The sequence below is a fragment of the Desulfobulbus oralis genome (assembly GCF_002952055.1).
Classification (GTDB): Bacteria; Desulfobacterota; Desulfobulbia; order Desulfobulbales; family Desulfobulbaceae; genus Desulfobulbus; species Desulfobulbus oralis.
In genome coordinates this window covers 2,204,056-2,222,971 of the sequence record NZ_CP021255.1, presented here as the reverse complement: position 1 = coordinate 2,222,971, position 18,916 = coordinate 2,204,056, and the positions used below count along the sequence as shown (strand labels likewise).

Below are 18,916 nucleotides of genomic sequence, written 5' to 3'. Positions count from 1 at the left end.
TTCCTGCGGCCGGCGTCAGGTGTCTGTTGGCTGCGGCGGGTTTGCGGGCGGCAGGGCGCTTTTGCTCTGGCGGCGGCTTCTGAGCCGCACGCAGAGGATGATGAGGTTGACGAAAAGGAGCAGTATAATCCCGCCGAGGCGCATCCAGAAAATACTTAAAATGCTTTCACCGCCAGTCCACATTTTGCGCAGTGTTGTTATGCCGAACCTGATCGCCGCCCCGGCCAGCAGTGGCCAGAAAATCAGGTGGCGTACCGCAGCGGGCAGGCCGAAACCGCGCAAAACGATCCAGAGCGGGTAGCTCAGACCTGCGGTAATCAAGCCGAGCATCACCACAAAGGGCAAAGAATCATGGAATAAGTGATGAGGGTCATGGATTGTCAATATTCGGCCCCAGAAGCGCGCTGTGCGCGGCCAGTGGCGCAGCCGGGTTTGCAGGCCTTCCCGTTCACGCAAAAGGCGGGCGCATCCGGCAGCGGGGTCGCCTTCCTTATTCAGCACCCACGACTGAAAGGTCTTGAAGCTTGCCCAAACGCGGGCGGTGTAGCCATGCTTGTCCACCAGGTTCGCGTCCGCGCCTGCCCGCAGCAGCACTGCCACGGCGCCCAAATTTCCCCCTTTCGCTGCCCGCATCAGTGCGGTTTCGCCTTGCGCGTCGGCCGCATTCACCGCAGCCCCGGCCGCAAGCAGCAGGCGCACGGCTTCGGCATCGCTACCGGCTGCCCGCATCAAGGCGGTTTCGCCTTGCGCGTCGGCCGCATTCACCGCAGCCCCGGCCGCAAGCAGCAGGCGCACGGCTTCGACATCGCTATCGGCTGCCCGCATCAAGGCGGTTTCGCCGTCTTGATTCGCCGCGTTTGGATCGGCCCCGGCGGCCAGAAGCAGCCTGGTTTTGTCGGGGTTTCCGGCCGCATGCATGAGTGCGGTGACACCGCTCCTGCATTTGGCATTGACCTTTGCCCCTGCTTGGAGCAGGAGCCGGACGACTTCTACATTGCCCTTACCGGCGGCCCACATCAGGGCGGTTCTGCCATTGTTGTCAACGGCATTGGCCTCGGCCCCGGCCTGGAGCAGAACTTTTATGTTGTCCGTCCTGTCCTTTTTGACGGCATATATCAAGGCCGTTTCACCATCCTTGTCCGTAGTGTTAACCCTTGCTCCGGCTCCGAGCAGGACTTTGACGGCTTCGGCATCGCGGTTTTCGGCGGCATTCATCAGGGCGGTTTCGCCGCTCATGCTTTTGGCGTTGGCCTCCGCCCCGGCCTGGAGCAGGAGTTTTATGCTGTCTGTCCTGTCCGCTTTGGCGGCACATATCAAGGCTGTTCTACCATACTGGTCAGTAGTGTTAACCCCTGCCCCGGCCTGGAGCAGGAGTTTTATGTTGTCCGTCCTGTCCGCTTGGGCGGCACATATCAAGGCCGTTTCACCATCCTTGTCCGTAGTGTTAACCCTTGCTCCGGCTTGGAGCAGGATTTTGACGGTTTCGGCATGGCGGTTTTCGGCGGCATTCATCAGGGCGGTTCTGCCGTCTTTGCTGGCAGCGTTGACGTCCGCTCCGGCTTTCAGCAGCAACCTGATGGCATCGGTGTGTTTGCCGTGGCGAGCGGCATGCATCAGGGCAGTTTCACCGTCTTTGGTTGTGGCATTGACGTTTGCCCCGGAGGCCAGCAGCAGGGCGACGACGTCGGCGTTGTCCTGCCATCCAGTGTTATCCATCAGCGCACCCATCAGCACGGTCTTGCCCCACTCGTCTTGTGCGTTGACATCCGCCCCTGCCTGCAGCAGCGCTGCTACGGAACCCACGTTTCCCACTTTCGTTGCCCGCATCAGCGCGGTCGTGCCGTCTTTGTCTCTGGCGTTCGGATTGGCGCCTTCCCTGAGCGCCTTGGCAACGGCAGTGGCGTATGCCTTGCCGGCCAGTTCCAGAAATTCCCCATCCGGCATGGCGGCCAGGGCCATACCCGGCAGCAGCAGGGCCAGTGTGAGCGCAATGCCCAGAAGTTTCTTCATGATCTCCTCCCATTGGGTCCGCCAGAACAGTGACCGTTTGCTTTCCTGATTCGCTTTTTGCCCTAGCGCGGCTGCCAGGGCAAGGACTTTTGCCCGCGCGGGCCGCCTGCCGGAAAATGTGCGGCTTTCCCGGCTTCTGTTGCTGCGGCCAGGCAAATGCGGTATTTTTGGAAGCGACGGCTGTGTTCGCCTGCCGGAAGGATATTTTCCCAACAGCGGCCGCATTCTTCCGCACATCTTCAACCAGATGCCCGAGGAGAGCCTATGACATTCATGATGATCATCCAACTGCTTGTTGTGCTGATTGCCCTGTGGGTTGGCGCGCGCTACGGTTCGCTGGCGCTGGGCGCGATTTCGGGCATCGGCCTGGCCGTGCTGGTCTTCGCCTTTCACCTGAAGCCCGGCACGCCGCCCACCGAGGTCATTTACATCATCATCGCGGCCGTGACCTGCGCCGGCGTTCTGCAGGCCTCCGGCGGCATGGACTGGATGATCCAGATCGCGGAAAAGCTGCTGCGCAAACACCCCGACCGCATCACCCTCATGGCGCCCTTTGTCACCTTTTTCCTGACCGTGCTGGTCGGCACCGGCCACGTGATCTATACGCTCATGCCCATCATCTGCGACATTGCGCTGAAAAAGGGCATCCGGCCGGAACGGCCCTGCAGCATTGCCAGCATCGCCTCGCAGATCGCCATCACCTGTTCGCCCATTGCCGCGGCCGTGGTGGCCTTTTCCGCCATTTCCGCGGAAAACGGCTTTGAAGTGACCAATGTGCAGATCGTGCTGCTGACCCTGCCGGCCTGCATCATCGGCATTCTCATGGCCATCATCTACAGCTATCGCCGCGGCCTTGACCTGGACAAAGACCCGGAATTTCAGAAGAAGATTCAGGACCCGAATCAGCGGGCCTACATCTACGGCGGCGGCGCCACCACTCTGGGCAAGGAAATCCCCCAGCACAGCAAGAACGCGGTCTACATCTTCATGACGGCACTCGGCGTCATTCTGGTCATTTCCCTGCTCAAGATGGCCGGCATCGACATTTTGCCCGGCTACGACACGGTCAGGGTGGTTGAAAAGGGCGCGAGCATTCCCATTACCGAGGGCGTGAAGGCCACGGCCAAGCAGTTGGCCAGTCTGGGCATTGTGATTCCCGGCATCACGGCCAGGGACGTCAAGGTGCTGTCCATGAGCGTGGTGATTCAGATCATCATGATTGTCGCTGCGGCCCTGATGATCATCTTCTGCAAGGCCAAGCCCAAGGCCGCCATGCAGGGTGTGGTCTGGCAGAACGGCATGGTTGCCGTGGTCGCCATCTACGGCATTGCCTGGATGAGCAATACCTATTTCGACAACTATCAGGTCCAGATGCAGAACATCCTGTCCGAGGTGGTGACAAAATACCCGTGGACCATCGCCCTGGCCTTCTTCTTCGTCTCTGTGCTCATCAATTCCCAGGGCGCGGTGGTGGTGAGCATGCTGCCCCTGACCTACACCCTGGGCATCGAGGGCTGGATTCTTCTGGGGGTGATGCCGTCGGTGTACGGCTACTTCTTCATCCCCAACTATCCTTCGGACATCGCGACCGTAAACTTTGACCGATCAGGCACCACGATCATCGGCAAATACCTGCTCAACCATTCCTTCATGATTCCAGGTCTTATTCACGTGGTCTGCGCAACCATTGCCGGCCTGGGCATCAGCTACGTGTATCACTTCATCTTCAAGCTGTACTGACAGGCACTGCCGTCTCCTCCGCCTGAGGCTTCGGGGCGGAGGAGGGCGGGCGGCTGCTCAGGTGTTTCCCTGCCCCTTCGGGCGGCGGGGCCTCGCCCAGGCCGAAGCCGGCCGACGAGCTGGTCGCACCTGCGGCGGCAGGCGGATGGCACAGAGGGGATTCGCCGCGGCCGGTACGGACGGAAGCGTCCTGGCCCCGCTCCTGCGGGCCAGCCCGATTCCGGCTTTTTGGTTGCAATTCAGCCTCAGGGCATTAGTGTATGGCCGCGCCTGCCAGCGCCTTATTATGCCTTTTTTGCAGCCGGCATCCCGGCTTTCACCCTGTCAACGGAGGACAATATGAGCAGTTCATGCGGAAGTTCCTGCAGCAGCCAGCAGGGCAGCACCTGCAACAGCGGCGACGCCCGTCTGGCCCAGCAGGATTTGGCCATCAACCGGTCGCTTGGCAAAATCAAAAACAAGATCCTCGTGATGAGCGGCAAGGGCGGCGTCGGCAAGTCCACGGTCGCGGTCAACCTGGCGCTGGGTCTTTCCAGACTGGGTCACAAGGTCGGCCTGATGGATGTCGATCTGCACGGGCCGGACGTCTGCCGGATGCTCAGCCTTTCCGGCGAGCTGGTCGCCGCCTCCGACGAGCCGGATGCCCTGGTCGAGCCGCTGACCTGCGGCACCATGAAAGTCGTGTCGCTGGAATATATGATGAAGGACAAGGATGATGCCGTTATCTGGCGCGGGCCCCTCAAGATTCAGGCCATCCGCCAGTTTGTGGCCGATATGGACTGGGGCGAGCTGGACTATCTGGTGGTGGACGCGCCTCCGGGCACCGGCGATGAACCGCTCACCGTGGCGCAGACCATGCCCGGCGTGCAGGCCGTGATTGTGACCACGCCGCAGGAAGTGGCGCTGGCCGACGTGCGCAAGTCCATCAACTTCTGCAGGACCGTGGAGATGCCGGTGCTGGGGCTGATCGAGAATATGTCCGGCTTTGTCTGCCCGCACTGCGGCAAGACGGTCGATGTCTTCGGGGCCGGCGGTGGCAAGCGCACGGCCGAGGAGTTCGATCTGCCCTTTTTGGGCGCCGTGCCCATGGATCCGCAGGTTGTGGCCGGCGGCGATGCCGGCAAGCCCTATCTGAGCTCCGACGCCGCCGCACCGGCAGTGCAGGCCTTTGCGGCCGTGGTCAGGGCCGTGGAAACCCGCCTGCCGCCGGGCCGGGCCATACCGCCGATTCCCATGGCCTCTGCCGGCTCCTGCCGCATCTGACATGCAGGTCAGCCAGTTGATAGTCGGCCCGATGGCCGTGTGCTGCTATGTCGCGTCCTGCGAGCGGAGCGGCGAGGCAGTGGTGATCGATCCGGGCGGAGACGAGGAGCGGATTCTGGACTACGTGCAGGGCCGGCAGCTCAGGGTCCGCTACATCATCAACACCCATTGCCACCCGGATCACTGCTGCGGCAATGGGCCGGTCAGGGCGGCCACGGGCGCCAGCATCGTGATGCACGAGGCTGACATCGCCTATGCGGCCGATCCCCGGGTGGCGGGCTACTTCGCCATGCTGGGCCTGCCCGCTTCGCCGCCCGCAGACATTGCGGTAGTGGATGGCGACACCGTGTCCTTCGGCCAGGAAACGCTCACCGTACTGCACACCCCGGGCCACTCGCCAGGCGGCATCTGTCTCTACAGCGCGCCCCACTGTTTTACCGGCGACACGCTCTTTGTGAACGGGGTGGGGCGCACGGATTTTCCCGGTTGTTCCTACGAGAGGCTGGTGGAGAGCATCGGCACGAAGCTCTTCACGCTGCCCGAGGCAACCATTGTCTGGCCGGGCCATGCCTATGGCGGCACCAGCTCCACCATTGGCCGGGAGGCGGCGAACAATCCCTGTCTGTGACCCCGCAAACGGCAACAGCAGGCCCTGAGAGAACCGGAACCGTCGAAGGTTCCGGTTCATTTTTTTCAGAGAGGCTGGAGCGAAAGCGGGGGAGCAGGCAGGCCGCAGCAGCCTGTCTGGTTCAACCGGGGCCCCCTGGCCGCCTGTGGCGGGCGGCACTGCGCCCGGAGTTCGGAACAAAGGAAACGTTGAGCAGGCCTGGGCCCGATGCAGCGGCCGGCCTGGGTCAGGACAGTGTTGCTGCCGGACACAGGCTTTCCCAGCCATCGGGCAGGGCATCGGCCACGCAGAGCTCCTGGGCCAGGAGCAGGAGGTCGCTGGCCTGGCAGTTCACGGAAGCGGCCTGCTCGCCGCATTCCTGCCCGGCTTTTTCCTGTGTCAGATACGCCAGCAAGGCCTTGCCCGCTTCGGTCTGAAACCTGGTGGTTGCAATCCCCCTGCTCCCGCAAAATTTGGTATAGCGCTGCCAGTTGACGAGCGCCCTGGCCAAACCCCGGAAGCGGAGCTTGTCCCGGTTCTCCAGCTTCAGATCACGGCGGATGATGCTCTCGTAGCTGAGGGCCGTGGTATGGGCCAATTCGGCCAGCTCCTCCTGGCTCAGGCTGAGATGCGGGCCATCCGCCTCTTCCTGCAGATAGTACAGGCTGGCGGCCAGTGCCAGTTCGGGCAGCTCACCGGCATTGGTCAGCATGAGCAGTTCGTTTTCTATAAGTTGGCGGCGTGTCTCCGTTTCCGGCATCATTTATCTCCGTCTCTTGCTTTAATCCTGCTGCTGTCTTTGCGCCCGCTTGCCGGGCTGCGGCATAGCCGCTTTCCTCTGTCAGGTCGAATTGTTGGCAGCTGCCGTCTGAAAATTTAACCTGAAAATGGCGTATTGCGCAACGGGCCTGAATCCAGATCTCGCTCCTCCCCGGGAACTCATTCTGATTTTTTTTCGACCGGCACCGGCGCCAGCTCGTCCAGCGCGAAGATGCTCCGCACGATATGAATGCGGTCCTGCAGACTGGTCCGTTTGCTGTCCATTTTCAGGTACTGCAGGGGATTGGCGAGCAGGCGGCCGGCAATGGCCTGACCCATGCGCCTGAACGCAGCCCGCTCCGCCTCGTCTCGCAAGTTCAGGCGGCCCGCGGTCTTTTCCACCTCCAGCTGCACCATGGCCTCCACCTGGGCCTGCAACTGCAGGATCGTGGGCGTGGAGGCCAGATTCTCCAGCCAGTGGCCGAACTTCAGCACCTCCTCGGCAATGATGCGCTCTGCCTTGACCGCCTCCCGTCTCCGCTCCTCCTGGTTCAGCTTCACCACGTCCTGCAGGTCGTCAATGTCGTAGAGATAGACATTGTCGAGCTCATTGATGGCCGGATCCAGGTCGCGCGGCACAGCGATATCGATAAAAAACAGGGGCCGGTTGCGGCGGCCCCGCATGACCTTGCGCACGTCTTCCTTATACAGCAGCAGATCCGGCGCGCCGGTGGAACCGATGATGACATCGACCAGCGCAAGCTGCTCCGGCACCTCGGCCAGCCCCACGGCCCTGCCGTTGAAACGCCGGGCCAGCGCCACCGCCCGCTCCAGCGTGCGGTTCGCCACCGTGACCGAGGCCACGCCGTGGCTCAGGAGATGCTCGGCCGCCAGCTCCGCCATTTCACCCGCGCCGATCAGCAGCGCCTTCTTGCCGGTGAGGTCGCCAAAGATCTTGCGGCCCAATTCCACCGCCGCATAGCTGATGGACACCGCACTGGCGCCGATTCGGGTTTCGGTGCGCACACGCTTGGCCACGGAAAAGGTCTTGTGCAACAGCCTGTTCAGCACCAGACGCGTGCCTCCTGCCCTGGCCGCCGCGCGGTAGGCGGCCTTGATCTGCCCCAGAATCTGCGCCTCGCCCACCACCATGGAATCCAGACTGGCCGCGACCCGGAACAGGTGCTCCACTGCGGCCGCCCCCTCGTACTGATAAAGATGCGGCGCCAGCTCCGCCTCGCTGACCTTTGGCGCAAAGAGTGCGGCCAAAAGCCCGGTGCGCGCCTGGAGCATGTCGTCGCAGACAAAGGCCATCTCCACCCGATTGCAGGTGGAAAGCAGGTAGAATTCCTTCAGGAGCTGAAGCCTGGACAGCGCGGCCAGCGGCGGATCATAGCCCTCTTGAAAGGCCAGTTGTTCGCGCAATTCCAGAGGCGCCGTTTTGTGATTGACGCCGATCAGCACAATGGTTTCAGAATTGGCCATGATAACCGGCGAATAATGCGGACACGCCCCAGAAGGTGAAGACGGCGAAGACCAGCGCCGCAATACTGAGCCAGGCCGCCCGGCGGCCGCGCCAGCCAACGGTAAAGCGCTGGTGGCACAGTCCGGCATAGAGCAGCCACGAGACCAGGGACCAGACTTCGGTCGGGTTCCAGATCCAGTAGGCCCCATGCACCTGTTTGGCCCAGAGGGAGCCGGTCACCATGCCGAGGGTCAGGAGCGGAAAACCCACGGTCAGGCAGTGGTGGTTCAGCCTGTCGAGCACTTCCAGCGAAGGCAGGCGGCTGTACATGAGGCCAAAATGCTTGCGTTTGATGGTGCGCTCCTGCAGGAGGTACATCAGCCCGCCCAGGCCGGCCAGCGCAAAACAACTGTAGGACAACAGCGAGAGCGAGGCGTGCACCGGCAGCCAGCCCGATTGCAGGGCAGGCGTTGGAACTGTGGGCGTTTTGGCGGCAAAGGCCGCGACCAGCATGAGCGCCAGCACCAGCAGGCTCACAAAGGCGCCCAGGTTTTTCACGGGAAAGCGCCAGATGCTGCTCAGGTAGCAGCAGGCCACTCCCCAGGCAAAGAAGGACAGGGTTTCGTGGGGCGTGGTGAGAGGCGCGTAATCGAAGGCGCAGAAGCGCGCCACAAAGGTGAGTGCCTGTACGATAAAGGCTGCGATGAAGAACTGGCGTGCCTTTTGCCGTATTTCGGATTTCCCGCCGAAGAAGAAAACCAGAGAGGCGGCCGCAGCCAGCAGGTACAGGGCCAGACTGGCCAGAAAGAGCAGAAAGAGTGCCGAATTCATGGATTCGTATCCGTCCAGGGCGCGTCGGGAAGAGCGTCGAGTATCCGCCCGACCGGGAGCAGATGGCCGAAGACTGCCTCGACATGGGCTGCAGCCCGTTGCTTCCGGCCATCCCGGAGCCACTGGAGTATATCGCTGTCCAGCATTTTTTGAAACAGCATCTTTTTTGCCGGGCCTGACAGCGGAAGTTTCAGGAGCGGTGTCCGCAGCGCAGCCAGGAGCCGGGCCAGCACCGCATATTCGGGGCCGATTTCCCGCTCCAGCCGGGCCCGCAGAACGGCCGCCAGTGCCGGGCTCGCGCCCGAGGTGGCGACACTGAGCAGCAGGCCGTCCCGCCGCAGGACGGCCGGCACCTGAAAATCGCAGGCCTCGGGCATATCGACCACATTGACCAGCGCCCCCGCTTCCTGCGCCGCCCGGAGTACCGCCTGCTGCACCAGGGGGCGATTTGTGGCGGCGAAGATCAGAAAGGCTCCGGCCGCATCCTCAGGCACAAAGGCCCGCTGCTGCCAGCCGATGCGACCCGCCTGCGCCAGCTCCCGAAGGGCCGGCGACAGGTCGGGGCTCACCAGAGAAACTTTGGCCTCCGCCGCCAAAAGGCCTTGCACCTTGCGCTCCGCCACGGCGCCCCCGCCCACAACCAGGCAGCGCCGGCCCCGCAGATTGAGAGTAATGGGGTACATCAGCCAAGCCGGGTCAGCATGCCCCGCCCCTTGACCCGGGCAGGTATCCGTTCGTACAGCAGGCTTCAGGCCGAGGCAGGTTTTTCGGGTCCATGATTCATCCGGAAAGAGCACATACAAGAGCTTGAGCGCGCTGCACGCTGCAACGCTCAGGGGGTAAAGACAAAACCGGCGCTGGGCAGAATGACCAGCGCCGGCGCATCGTCAAAACCTGTGCATGAACGTCGTGAACGAACGCCGCTGACCGCATGCAGCCCTACATGCCGCAGGAACCGCCGCAACTGCTGCAGCCGCCGCCCGCGCCTGGCACAGGCTTTTCACTGGTAATGGCAAAACCCGAGCGATAGCCGGCATCGACAAAATCCACCTTGATGGCCCCAACTTCCTCGAGCAGGTCCTGGGCGATCACGAACTTGAGGTCGCCCTCCTCAAAAACCTGATCCAGCTCGCCCGGCTGATCCAGCGTCAGACCGAGCGCCGCGCCGCTGCAGCCGCCCGACATCACGGTCACCCGCACTGGAGAAACGGGTTCGATCTTGTTCTGGGTAAAATAGTCCTTGAGAACACTTGCCGCCGTCTCAGTCACTTCAAACATGGTCGTATCTCCCTGCAAAGTCGCAAATAGTCACACAGGGCAAAGGCGTGCCCCGCACCATGGACAGGCAAGGTCTGGAAGGCGGCAAGCCCGGTCAACCGCAGGAACCGCCGCAGCTCCCGGAACTGCAGCCGCCGCCCGCACCCGGCAGAGGTTTTTCTGTGGAAATGGAAAAGCCGGACTGATAGCCCGCTTCGATGAAATCCACCTTGATGGCCCCGACCTGAGCGATGAGCTGCTCGTCCACCACAAACTTCAGCGTACCTTCCTCAAAAACCTTGTCATTGTCCTTTGGCTCATCCAGAGCCAATCCCAAAGAGGGGCCGCTTCAGCCGCCCTGCATTAACGCCACCCGAATCGGGGACGTGATTCTGTTCTGAGTCAGATACGCGGTCAGATTGCTGGCCGCCGACTCGGTCACTGCAAACATATGAGCCTCCATGTTCATGATAGGCCGGCCAAAGACAAAAAAAGCCGGCAGGGTAAAGAGTGGGCTCACAATAAGAAACAAAACGCGGGACGTCAACAGGCGGACGCAGCTCCCGCCCTCGGAGAGGCAAAAGAAAAAAAGAGATTGTCAAGCCCCTGCCTTCCCCCTACAATCCAGGCAACAGCAAAGGAGCCGCAAAGCGGGAAGGCCAGCGGCAAACAACAGGTGGCGCCAAGGTTCGTGCGCCCCATTTTCTTTTCACGTGTGAGTGCACTATGAGCGAAAGGCTGGTTATCTCCACCGGCGGCGGAGACGCGCCCGGGCTGAATGCGGTTATCTTTGCGGTTGTCAATGCCGCCACCAGAAAGGGCTGGGAAGTCTACGGCAGCAAGTACGGTTATGGCGGCTTTCTGGAAAAGGACGAACTCATCCGTCTGACTCCGGACGATGTCGAGGGCATCCTCAGCCAGGGCGGCACCATTCTGGGCACCACCAACAAGGGCAATCCCTTTGCCAAGCCGGTGGAAAACCTGGCTGGCGAAATCCAGATCATGGACATCTCCGACAAGATCATGCGCGGCTTCCTGCGCATGGGTTTCTCCTGCCACATCGCGGTCGGCGGCGACGGCAGCCTGGAAATCGCCCACCGTTTCGCGCAGAAAGGCATGCCGGTCATCGGCGTGCCCAAAACCATCGACAACGATCTCGAAGCCACGGACCGCACCTTTGGCTTTGACACTGCCGTGTCCACGGCCACCGATGCCATCGACAAACTGCACTCCACAGCCAAGTCCCACGACCGGGTGATGGTGGTCGAGGTCATGGGCCGGGATTCGGGCTGGATCGCCCTGTACTCGGGCATTGCCGGCGGCGCGGACGTCATCCTCATCCCGGAAATCCCCTTTGACATGGAGGCGGTGTGCAACAAGATCGCGGAAAACGAGCTGCACGAAAAGCACTACTCCATCGTGGTGGTGGCAGAGGGGGCGCGTGCCGAAGGCCAGGAGGTCATCAACAAGGGCAAGGGCGAGATGGGCCGCTCCGAAATGGTGCTGGGCGGCGTGGGCGAATGGGTGGCCAAGGAAATCCGGCAGCGGCTGGGCAAGGACACCCGCTCGCTGGTCCTGGGCCATCTGCAGCGCGGCGGCTCACCCACCAATTTCGACCGACTCCTGGCCCTGCGCTTCGGCACCGCGGCGGTGCGGCTGGCCGAGCAGCAGGTCTATGATCACATGGTCGCCTGGGTGCCGCCCAACATGACCGCCGTACCCATCGCCGAGGCCATCAGAAAGCGCAAGAAGGTGGATCTGGCGAACGACAAGGTGCAGACCGCCCGCGATATCGGCATCTGCATGGGCGACGAATATTCCGCCCCGCTGTACTGATGCCCAGGCAGGCGGAACAGTTGCGCGCCATCTTCGACCGCCTGTACGCGCACTTCGGCCCCCAGGGCTGGTGGCCCGGCAACAGCGCCTTCGAGGTGGTGGTGGGCGCGATTCTGACCCAAAATACCAACTGGAAGAATGTGGAGCGGGCCATCGCCAATCTCAAGGAGGCGGGCCTGCTTGCATTCTCCGCCATGCTGGCCCTGCCTCCCGATCTGCTGGCCGAATATATCCGGCCGGCCGGCTATTACCGGATCAAGGCCCAGCGCCTGCAGAATCTGCTGCACATGGTGGCTGAGGAATACGGGAGTCTGGAGGACTTCCTTGCCCTGCCGGTCGGGCCGCTCAGAGAACGGCTGCTTCAGGTCAGGGGTATTGGCCCGGAAACCGCCGATGCGATCACTCTGTACGCTGCGGAAAAGCCGGTCTTCGTGGTGGACGCCTACACCTTCCGCATTCTGCTGCGCCACAATCTCGTTGACGAAGACGCCGACTATGCGGGCATGCAGGAGCTGTTCATGGACAGCCTGCCGCCGGATACCAAGCTATACGGCGAATACCACGCCCTGTTGGTGCAGCTCGGCAAGCAGTTCTGCAAAAAGACAAAGCCCGACTGCGAGCACTGTCCACTCCGAGGGCTGTGACCAGGCTTGCACTGGCCGCAGCGTCTCTTCTTTTTTACAAAATGGTGCGCAGGATCAGAAACAGGCCCAGTGCGCAGCACAGTGCGCCGATACAGCGGCGCAGTACCAACTGGGGCAGATGCCTGGCAATGAGCAGCCCCAGCAGCGTGCCCGTGATATTTGCCAGACAGACCTTCAGAAGCAGAGCCCACAGGATGTTGCCGACCAGCGCGTTGCCCACAGTGCCGGACAGACTGGTCGCCACCTGATAGGCAAAGCTGAGCGCAACCGCTGAAAGCGGGGCAAAGCCCACCACAATCATGAAGGGGATGGTCAGAACCGGGCCGCCCGCGCCCGTGAGGCCGGCCAGCACGCCGGTGACAAGGCCAATGAGAAAGATGCCCCGGCCAGTATGCCAGAATGCGTAGTGCCCCGACGCGGAAGGCGGCCGAAAGGCCCCGACGCCGCAAAAGATGATCAGCAGCGCCAAAAGCGCCACCAGATAATCGCTCTGCACCTGTGCGCCTAGAAGCGCGCCGGGGCCGGTTCCGGCCAGTCCTCCCGCGCACAGGGGCAGGGCCTGGGGCCAGGAAAGGACTTTGGTCTGGACGGCATAGCGATAGATGCCGACGAGTGCAAGCGGCAGAAAGGAGGCCAGCGCCGTGCCCATGGCCTGGTGGGCCTCAACGCCCCCCAGCAGCATGAGTGCGGGGGGCATAAGGATGCCGCCGATCCCGGTCGCGCCGACAAGCACGCCCACCAGCAGGCAGACCAGCAGAATGGAAATCAACATGCAGCCAGTCCGCCCTGGCGATTCATCGGAGCCATTGCTTTGCCTTCAAAAGTCCCGGAGGAACGTTTCAGTCCTTCAGCCCCAGAATGTGTCGGGCATTGTTGTACATGATATCCTCGAGCGCCCCGTCGCTTAAGGGAAAGTCCCTGTAGGCCTCCAGTGCATCGGAGAGTTCGATAAAGGGATGAGCGCTGGCGAACACCACCTTCTTGCGGATGGGGCCGTTCATGGCCTTCACGTAGGTCTCGACCATGGGTGAGCGCTCATACTCCGAAATGTCCATATACACGTTGGCGTTGCGCTGGCAGGCGTAGATGGCCTCGTGCACAAAGGGGTAGCCGCCGTGGCTCATGATGAGCGTGAGTTCAGGGAAATCCCGGGCTACCCGGTCCACATCGCAGGGATTGGCATAATCCAGAATCGCGCCCGGCACCTGCGGCGGCGGGGCCATGGTGATAAAGACCGGAATCCCCAACTCGCAGCACTTGGCATAAAGCGGGTAGAAGCGCGCTTCGCTGGCCGGAATGTGCGCCAGATAGGGGTCAATGGCAATACCCTTCATGCCGTATTCCTTGACCACCTGCTCTATCTCGCGCAAAGCCGCCATCTGCTTGTGCGGGTCTATGCCCCAGAAGCCTACGAACTTTTTGGGATAGGCACGGCAGAATTCCAGCACACTCTTGTTGTTGGCCGGAAAGCCGTAGGTGGTTTCACAGTCGCGGCCGGTAATAACGCCAAGTTCGACCCCAAGGCTGTCCAGGCTCGCCACGATATCGGCAAGCGGCTGCGGCTTGCGGGCGTCAAAGCCAATGGCTTTACAGGAAGCCTTGAACATGGAGCTTTCCTTGATGCCGGTAATAATCTCCGGCGTATTGGGGCGGAAACGGAAATCGATGACTTTCATAGGCCCTCCTTACATGGGTTTGTTTCAGTGATGACCCACAATGCACAGCGGCACCTGTGGGAGGTAGGTACAGATCAAAAGAACCAGGAGCATCAGGGCGATCATGGGCAGCGCCATGCCGGAAATCCTTTCCAGCCTGGCTCTGGCCACACCGCTTGCGACAAACAGGTTGACACCCACCGGCGGCGTAATGAAGCCGATGGCCAGATTCACCACGATGATAACACCAAAATGCAGGGGTGTCACTCCCACCCCCGTGACAACCGGCAACAAGATGGGCGTCAGAATGACAATGGCGGCCAGGGCCTCCATGAACGTGCCCACAATGAGCAACAGCACATTGATGAGCAGCAGCACGATGATTTTGCTTGTGGTCAGGCCCAGGATGCCGCGGGCGATGGTGCCCGGCACGTCCTCGATGGTCATGATATTGCCGAACAGGGTGGCCATGGCCATGAGAACGATAATAATGGACGAGGTTTCGCAGGATTCCACGCAGGCCGCACAGAAGCGCCGAACCCCCATTTCGCGGTAGAGAAAGAGCCCCACGATCATGCCGTAAAATGCCGCGATGGCCGCAGCCTCGGTGGGCGTCATGATGCCGCCATAGATGCCGCCCAGCACAATGACAGGCACCATCAGCGCCCATTTGGCATCCCAGGCGGCCTGCCCCAGGGTGGCCGCGGTGCGCTTTCTGGCAGCGCCGCTCCAGCCGCGTTTGCGGGCATAGAAGTAGCAATAGCCCATGAGCACGAGTCCGGTCATGATGCCGGGCACAATCCCGCTCATAAACAGGTCGCCGATGGAAACCTGGGCCGAAATGCCGTACACCACAAAGGGGTTGCTGGGCGGGATCATCACGCCCACGCAGCCGGCGGCAGCGACAAGCGCGGCGGCGAAGTATTTGTCGTAGCCCCGTTCGGTCATGGCCGGGATGGTCAACGCGCCAATGGCCGCCACCGTTGCCGGACCCGAACCGCTGATCGCGCCGAAAAACATGCAGGTCACGACTGTGGCCAGGCCTATGCCGCCGTGCAGCCCGCCCACGAGTTCGTCGGCCAGGGTCAGCAGCCGCCGCGACAAACCGCCCGCCCCCATAAACACGCCTGCAGCAATAAAAAAGGGGATGGCCATGATGGGAAAGCTGTCGATGGCGGTAAAGGAGATCTGCGCCATGTACTCCATGGGCAGCGTCTCGGCGCTGATAATGGTAGCCAGCGTGGAAAGCCCAAGCGAGATGGCAATGGGCACGCCGATGACGCAGAGGAGGACAAAATAGCCGAAGAGAGCGACCAGAGGCTCGATGTAGTCCAGCAAAAAACAGGGGGAGACGATCAGTCCGGTGATGCAAAGACCGCTAATCGTGTCCAGCGGACCGCACAGCCGAACCTGTTTGTACAGGGACTGCAACAGCCTGAGACACATCAGCCCGAAGCCGAAAGGCAAAATGAGATACGGCACCAGATAGGGCAGCCTCAGGGCTGTGGTGTACTGCGGAAAATCGAGCAGGCGTTCGATCTGGGCCCAGCCAAACCAGGCAATGGTGGCCGTCAGACAGAGAAACAGGGTCTCGACGATGATCCAGCTGATCTGCTGCGCGCGCTTCGGCAGATGATCGTAGATGATGTCTACCCGGATGGACGAGCGTTTTCTGATGGCCACGGAGAGTGCCAGATAGGAGATCCAGATGAAGATGTAGCGGGAAATCTCCTCCGTCCATACGGCGGCGCCGGCACGGGCCACAAATTTTGTGATGATGTAGCGGTAAATCACCTGCCAGGTGATAAACAGGATGATGCTGAGCAGGCCGCTGATCATGAAAATGCCTTCAAAATGCTCGTCTAGCCAGGGGAGAATGCCTGTTTTCCGGGAGCGGATCTCCATGTCGGTTTCTCGTGGTGGTTGTAATGCTTGAAAAGGATCAGGGCAGCCTCAGGGGCCTGAGCCGGGAAGCGCCCTGAAAAAACTGTTTCGTCGTTTTCAGGTCATGGTTCGTCGTGATCGCTCTGTTGGGCAACCTGGGCGGAACAGAGCTCCAGGCACACAGAGAGGCGCGGCCCTGCCTGCACTTTCCTGGAGATCAGGCGGATACTGAGGATGATCTGCGCCCATCAGGAGTGGCTGCGCAGATCACCCAGGTCGTCCAAAAAAAAACTTCAAGCCAATCCGCCGTTCACCTTGATCCCTGCCTCTGTTCCTTCAGGGCGCTGTACCTTTTCCGGGGCCGGCTATTTCCTGAAATAGTCGCGCGCAAGCCTGACCACTGTACCGGACAGCAGGAACACTGCAATGAGGTTCGGGATGGCCATCAGTCCGTTGAAGGTATCGGCCACGCCCCACACGATCCCGAGATCAACCGTGGCCCCGATGATTGCAACCGCAGAGTAGACGGCGATAAACGGTTTGATGATCTTCTTGCCGAAAAGGTACTCGATGCATCTCAGGCCGTACAGTCCCCAGCCAAGGGTCGTCGAGAAAGCGAAGCAGCACAGCGCCACCGCCAGAAGCGCCGATATCCAGCCGCCAAAGGTGCTTGTGAAGCCCTGTATGGTGAGCTCCGCTCCGGCAGCCGCCCCGTAGTGGATCGGAATCCCGCTGCAGAGGATCACAAGCGCTGTCAGCGTGCAGATAATGATGGTATCCGCAAACACCTCGAAGATGCCCCACATGCCCTGTTGGACCGGATGGCTGACATCCGCGCACGCATGGGCGATCGAACCGGTTCCGATGCCTGCTTCGTTGGAAAAGATGCCCCGCGAGATGCCCCTTCGCATGCTGATGAGCAGACTGCCGACAACTCCGCCCGTGACCGCCTTCGGTGCGAAAGCGCCCTCGAAGATGGCCGCGAAAACAGCGGGTACCGTCTCAATGTGCACAAAGACCAGTGCCAGACCCAGGATGATGTAGAACAGCGCCATGAAGGGCACCAGCCGCGCCGTGACATTGCCGATTCGCTTGATTCCTCCGAAAAGAATGATCCCCAACAGCAGCGTGATGATGATCCCGATCGTGAGATTGACGCGGGGAATCCCGGCGCTGCTGACAACGTGAAAGTTGAGCAGGGCCGCATCTATTGCCGCGGTGATCGTGTTGACCTGCGTGGCGTTTCCCGTGCCGAACACGGCCAGCACACCGAACAGTGAATAGCAGATCGCCAGCCACCGCCATTTTGTGCTCAATCCGTTCTTGATATAGTACATCGGACCGCCGACCCAGTCGCCGTGATCATTGCGCTCTCTGAAATGCACGGCCAGCGTCACCTCCGCGAACTTCGTGCACATTCCGAGAAGGGCGGAGACCCACATCCAGAAGATAGCTCCCGGGCCGCCAAGTGCGATTGCTCCGGCCACGCCGGCAATATTCCCTGTCCCGACAGTTGCCGCCAGTGCTGTACACAAGGACTGGAAAGAGGTCAGTGCCCCGCCCCCGGCTTTTTTCCTTTCAAATATAGAGCCAAAGGTATGCGCCAGGACATAGAAGAATTTCCTGAACTGCAGGAATCTGGTCCGCCATGTCAGCCAAAGCCCGACTCCGAGAATGCAGGCCATAGAGGGAACGCCCCAAACGACAGCATTCACCGTATTGTTGATCTCTTCTATCAGCGCTAACATAAATCTCTCCCAAATTGCGTGGTCATCTCTACGTACCTGTGAATGCTGTTCTGACAATCAAAGGCTCATGTTTCGTTGTGTCGCTCAGCATGTTGTCTGGTCATATCTCTCTGAAAATCTACAGTAAAGATGTTCTCAACAGTGCAGGTACTGCTTGTACATACGGCCCGGCAAAGTGGTCAGGGAAAAAGCCCCAACTACTTCTGTGTGTTCGCAATCAACGACAGCAGCTCGGCCGGGATTTCCCTGGCGAATTTCTGACGTACAGCCTCGGTCTTTTGCTTCAGTTCTTCCCGCTGTTTGGGACTGAGCATGTGAATTTGGATGCCCTTGTCCCTGAAGGCCTGCCAGGCTTTTTCCTCCAGCTTCACGCTTTCCTTGCGCTGCCAGACCAGCGCTTCCCGGGCGGCCTCGGTGATGATCTGCTGCTGCTCAGGGGACAGACCATCCCACCTCTTCTTGTTCATCAAAAGGATGTGCATGGAGTAGTTGTGCTGTGAATCCATGGCATACTTGAGTACTTCCGTATGCTTGGCGTCATTCAGAAGTGAGAAGGTGTTGCCTTCGGCGTCAACCGTGCCCTGCTGCAGGGCGGTGTAGGTCTCGCCCCAGGCCACGGGCGCGGGATTCATGCCCAATTCAGTGGCCACGGCCACTTCCACGGGCGAATCGGTGGTGCGGATCTTCAGATTCATCAGATCAGCCACATCGTTCAGGGGCTTTTTTGCGGAAACGAAGTTGCGGTAGCCGTATTCGCTGAACATGATGGTCTTCAGACCAATGCCTTCCGCCACTTTGTCCAGCGCCTTGCCCAGTTCGCCCTCATCCAGCGCCTTGTAAAGCTTTTCCTGATTTTTGGGATCCGTGACGTAGGGCAGGTCAATGGCCATGTAGGCCCTGGAAAAGCTGGCCAGATTCGGGGTGGAGCTGGAAGACATGTCCAGCGTGCCGGCCTGGGCGGCCTCGGTGGTCACCCGGTCGCTGCCCAACTGGCAGTTGCCGAAGATCTGGATGCGGATCTTTTTCCCGCTTTTCTGTTCCACCAGCTCTTTGAACTTCTCGTAGCCGACGGTCACGTTGTTGCCTGGCGCCATGGGGTGACCAAGCCGCAGGGTCAGGGGCTTGGCCGCATAGGCTTCATAGGTGAAACCGGCCAGAATAAAGCTGGCGGCCGCCAGGCAGAGTCCCCGCAAAAACAGGTTACGCATCGTTATGCC

General features: G+C 60.9%; 17 protein-coding genes. 5 read left to right on the top strand and 12 right to left on the bottom strand.

What is annotated here, in order from left to right; all coding sequences use genetic code 11:
* Positions 1-15 precede the first annotated feature (15 nt).
* Positions 16-2,010, bottom strand: a complete 1,995-nt coding sequence (locus tag CAY53_RS09885; protein WP_181040266.1) for an ankyrin repeat domain-containing protein — start codon at positions 2,008-2,010, stop codon at positions 16-18.
* Positions 2,011-2,274: 264 nt separating this feature from the next.
* On the opposite strand from CAY53_RS09885, the gene CAY53_RS09880 reads away from it, so the two are divergent.
* The 3 genes from CAY53_RS09880 to CAY53_RS09870 all read left to right on the top strand — a co-directional run bounded on the left by CAY53_RS09880 (position 2,275) and on the right by CAY53_RS09870 (position 5,641).
* Positions 2,275-3,750, top strand: coding sequence for an anaerobic C4-dicarboxylate transporter (locus CAY53_RS09880; RefSeq protein WP_104936959.1), 1,476 nt, complete (start codon positions 2,275-2,277; stop codon positions 3,748-3,750).
* A gap of 339 nt (positions 3,751-4,089) precedes the next feature.
* Positions 4,090-5,013, top strand: coding sequence for an Mrp/NBP35 family ATP-binding protein (locus CAY53_RS09875; protein WP_104936958.1), 924 nt, complete (start codon positions 4,090-4,092; stop codon positions 5,011-5,013).
* Between the two features lies 1 nt (position 5,014).
* Entirely contained in the window at positions 5,015-5,641 is a 627-nt protein-coding gene (locus CAY53_RS09870) for an MBL fold metallo-hydrolase (RefSeq protein WP_181040265.1), read from the top strand.
* Positions 5,642-5,867: 226 nt separating this feature from the next.
* On the opposite strand, the gene CAY53_RS09865 is transcribed toward CAY53_RS09870, so the two are convergent.
* From CAY53_RS09865 to CAY53_RS12975, 6 genes are all read right to left on the bottom strand, one after another.
* A complete protein-coding gene (locus CAY53_RS09865; protein ID WP_104936957.1) occupies positions 5,868-6,383 on the bottom strand; it encodes a hypothetical protein in 516 nt (171 codons plus the stop codon).
* 176 nt (positions 6,384-6,559) lie between these two features.
* Complete coding sequence (gene hemA, locus CAY53_RS09860; RefSeq protein ID WP_104936956.1) at positions 6,560-7,864, bottom strand: glutamyl-tRNA reductase; 1,305 nt, start codon at positions 7,862-7,864, stop codon at positions 6,560-6,562.
* A complete protein-coding gene (locus CAY53_RS09855) occupies positions 7,851-8,675 on the bottom strand; it encodes a cytochrome C assembly family protein (protein ID WP_104936955.1) in 825 nt (274 codons plus the stop codon). Before CAY53_RS09855 ends, hemA begins: the two co-directional genes overlap by 14 nt.
* Positions 8,672-9,358 (bottom strand): precorrin-2 dehydrogenase/sirohydrochlorin ferrochelatase family protein, encoded by a 687-nt coding sequence (locus CAY53_RS09850; RefSeq protein ID WP_104936954.1) that lies wholly within the window; start codon positions 9,356-9,358, stop codon positions 8,672-8,674. Before CAY53_RS09850 ends, CAY53_RS09855 begins: the two co-directional genes overlap by 4 nt.
* Positions 9,359-9,614: 256 nt before the next feature.
* On the bottom strand, positions 9,615-9,953 hold the full coding sequence (locus CAY53_RS12980) for an IscA/HesB family protein (RefSeq protein ID WP_017866482.1): 339 nt from the start codon (positions 9,951-9,953) through the stop codon (positions 9,615-9,617).
* A 94-nt stretch (positions 9,954-10,047) separates the two neighbouring features.
* Positions 10,048-10,383 (bottom strand): IscA/HesB family protein, encoded by a 336-nt coding sequence (locus CAY53_RS12975; protein WP_181040264.1) that lies wholly within the window; start codon positions 10,381-10,383, stop codon positions 10,048-10,050.
* A gap of 275 nt (positions 10,384-10,658) precedes the next feature.
* On the opposite strand from CAY53_RS12975, the gene CAY53_RS09830 reads away from it, so the two are divergent.
* On the top strand, positions 10,659-11,768 hold the full coding sequence (locus tag CAY53_RS09830) for a 6-phosphofructokinase (protein WP_104936952.1): 1,110 nt from the start codon (positions 10,659-10,661) through the stop codon (positions 11,766-11,768).
* The gene (locus CAY53_RS09825; protein ID WP_104936951.1) at positions 11,768-12,412 is read left to right on the top strand and encodes an endonuclease III domain-containing protein; all 645 of its coding nucleotides are present in this window, start codon (positions 11,768-11,770) and stop codon (positions 12,410-12,412) included. Before CAY53_RS09830 ends, CAY53_RS09825 begins: the two co-directional genes overlap by 1 nt.
* A 34-nt stretch (positions 12,413-12,446) precedes the next feature.
* Here CAY53_RS09825 and CAY53_RS09820 read toward each other — a convergent pair whose 3' ends face one another.
* The 5 genes from CAY53_RS09820 to CAY53_RS09800 all read right to left on the bottom strand — a co-directional run bounded on the left by CAY53_RS09820 (position 12,447) and on the right by CAY53_RS09800 (position 18,907).
* On the bottom strand, positions 12,447-13,184 hold the full coding sequence (locus CAY53_RS09820; RefSeq protein WP_104936950.1) for a sulfite exporter TauE/SafE family protein: 738 nt from the start codon (positions 13,182-13,184) through the stop codon (positions 12,447-12,449).
* A 67-nt stretch (positions 13,185-13,251) separates the two neighbouring features.
* The gene (locus CAY53_RS09815; protein ID WP_104936949.1) at positions 13,252-14,088 is read right to left on the bottom strand and encodes an amidohydrolase family protein; all 837 of its coding nucleotides are present in this window, start codon (positions 14,086-14,088) and stop codon (positions 13,252-13,254) included.
* Between the two features lie 24 nt (positions 14,089-14,112).
* Positions 14,113-15,972, bottom strand: a complete 1,860-nt coding sequence (locus CAY53_RS09810) for a TRAP transporter large permease (RefSeq protein WP_104936948.1) — start codon at positions 15,970-15,972, stop codon at positions 14,113-14,115.
* A gap of 344 nt (positions 15,973-16,316) precedes the next feature.
* Entirely contained in the window at positions 16,317-17,699 is a 1,383-nt protein-coding gene (locus CAY53_RS09805) for an alanine/glycine:cation symporter family protein (protein ID WP_104936947.1), read from the bottom strand.
* Positions 17,700-17,896: 197 nt separating this feature from the next.
* Positions 17,897-18,907: a TRAP transporter substrate-binding protein gene (locus tag CAY53_RS09800; protein ID WP_104936946.1), complete on the bottom strand. Its 1,011-nt coding sequence runs from the start codon at positions 18,905-18,907 to the stop codon at positions 17,897-17,899.
* Between the last annotated feature and the right edge of the window lie 9 nt (positions 18,908-18,916).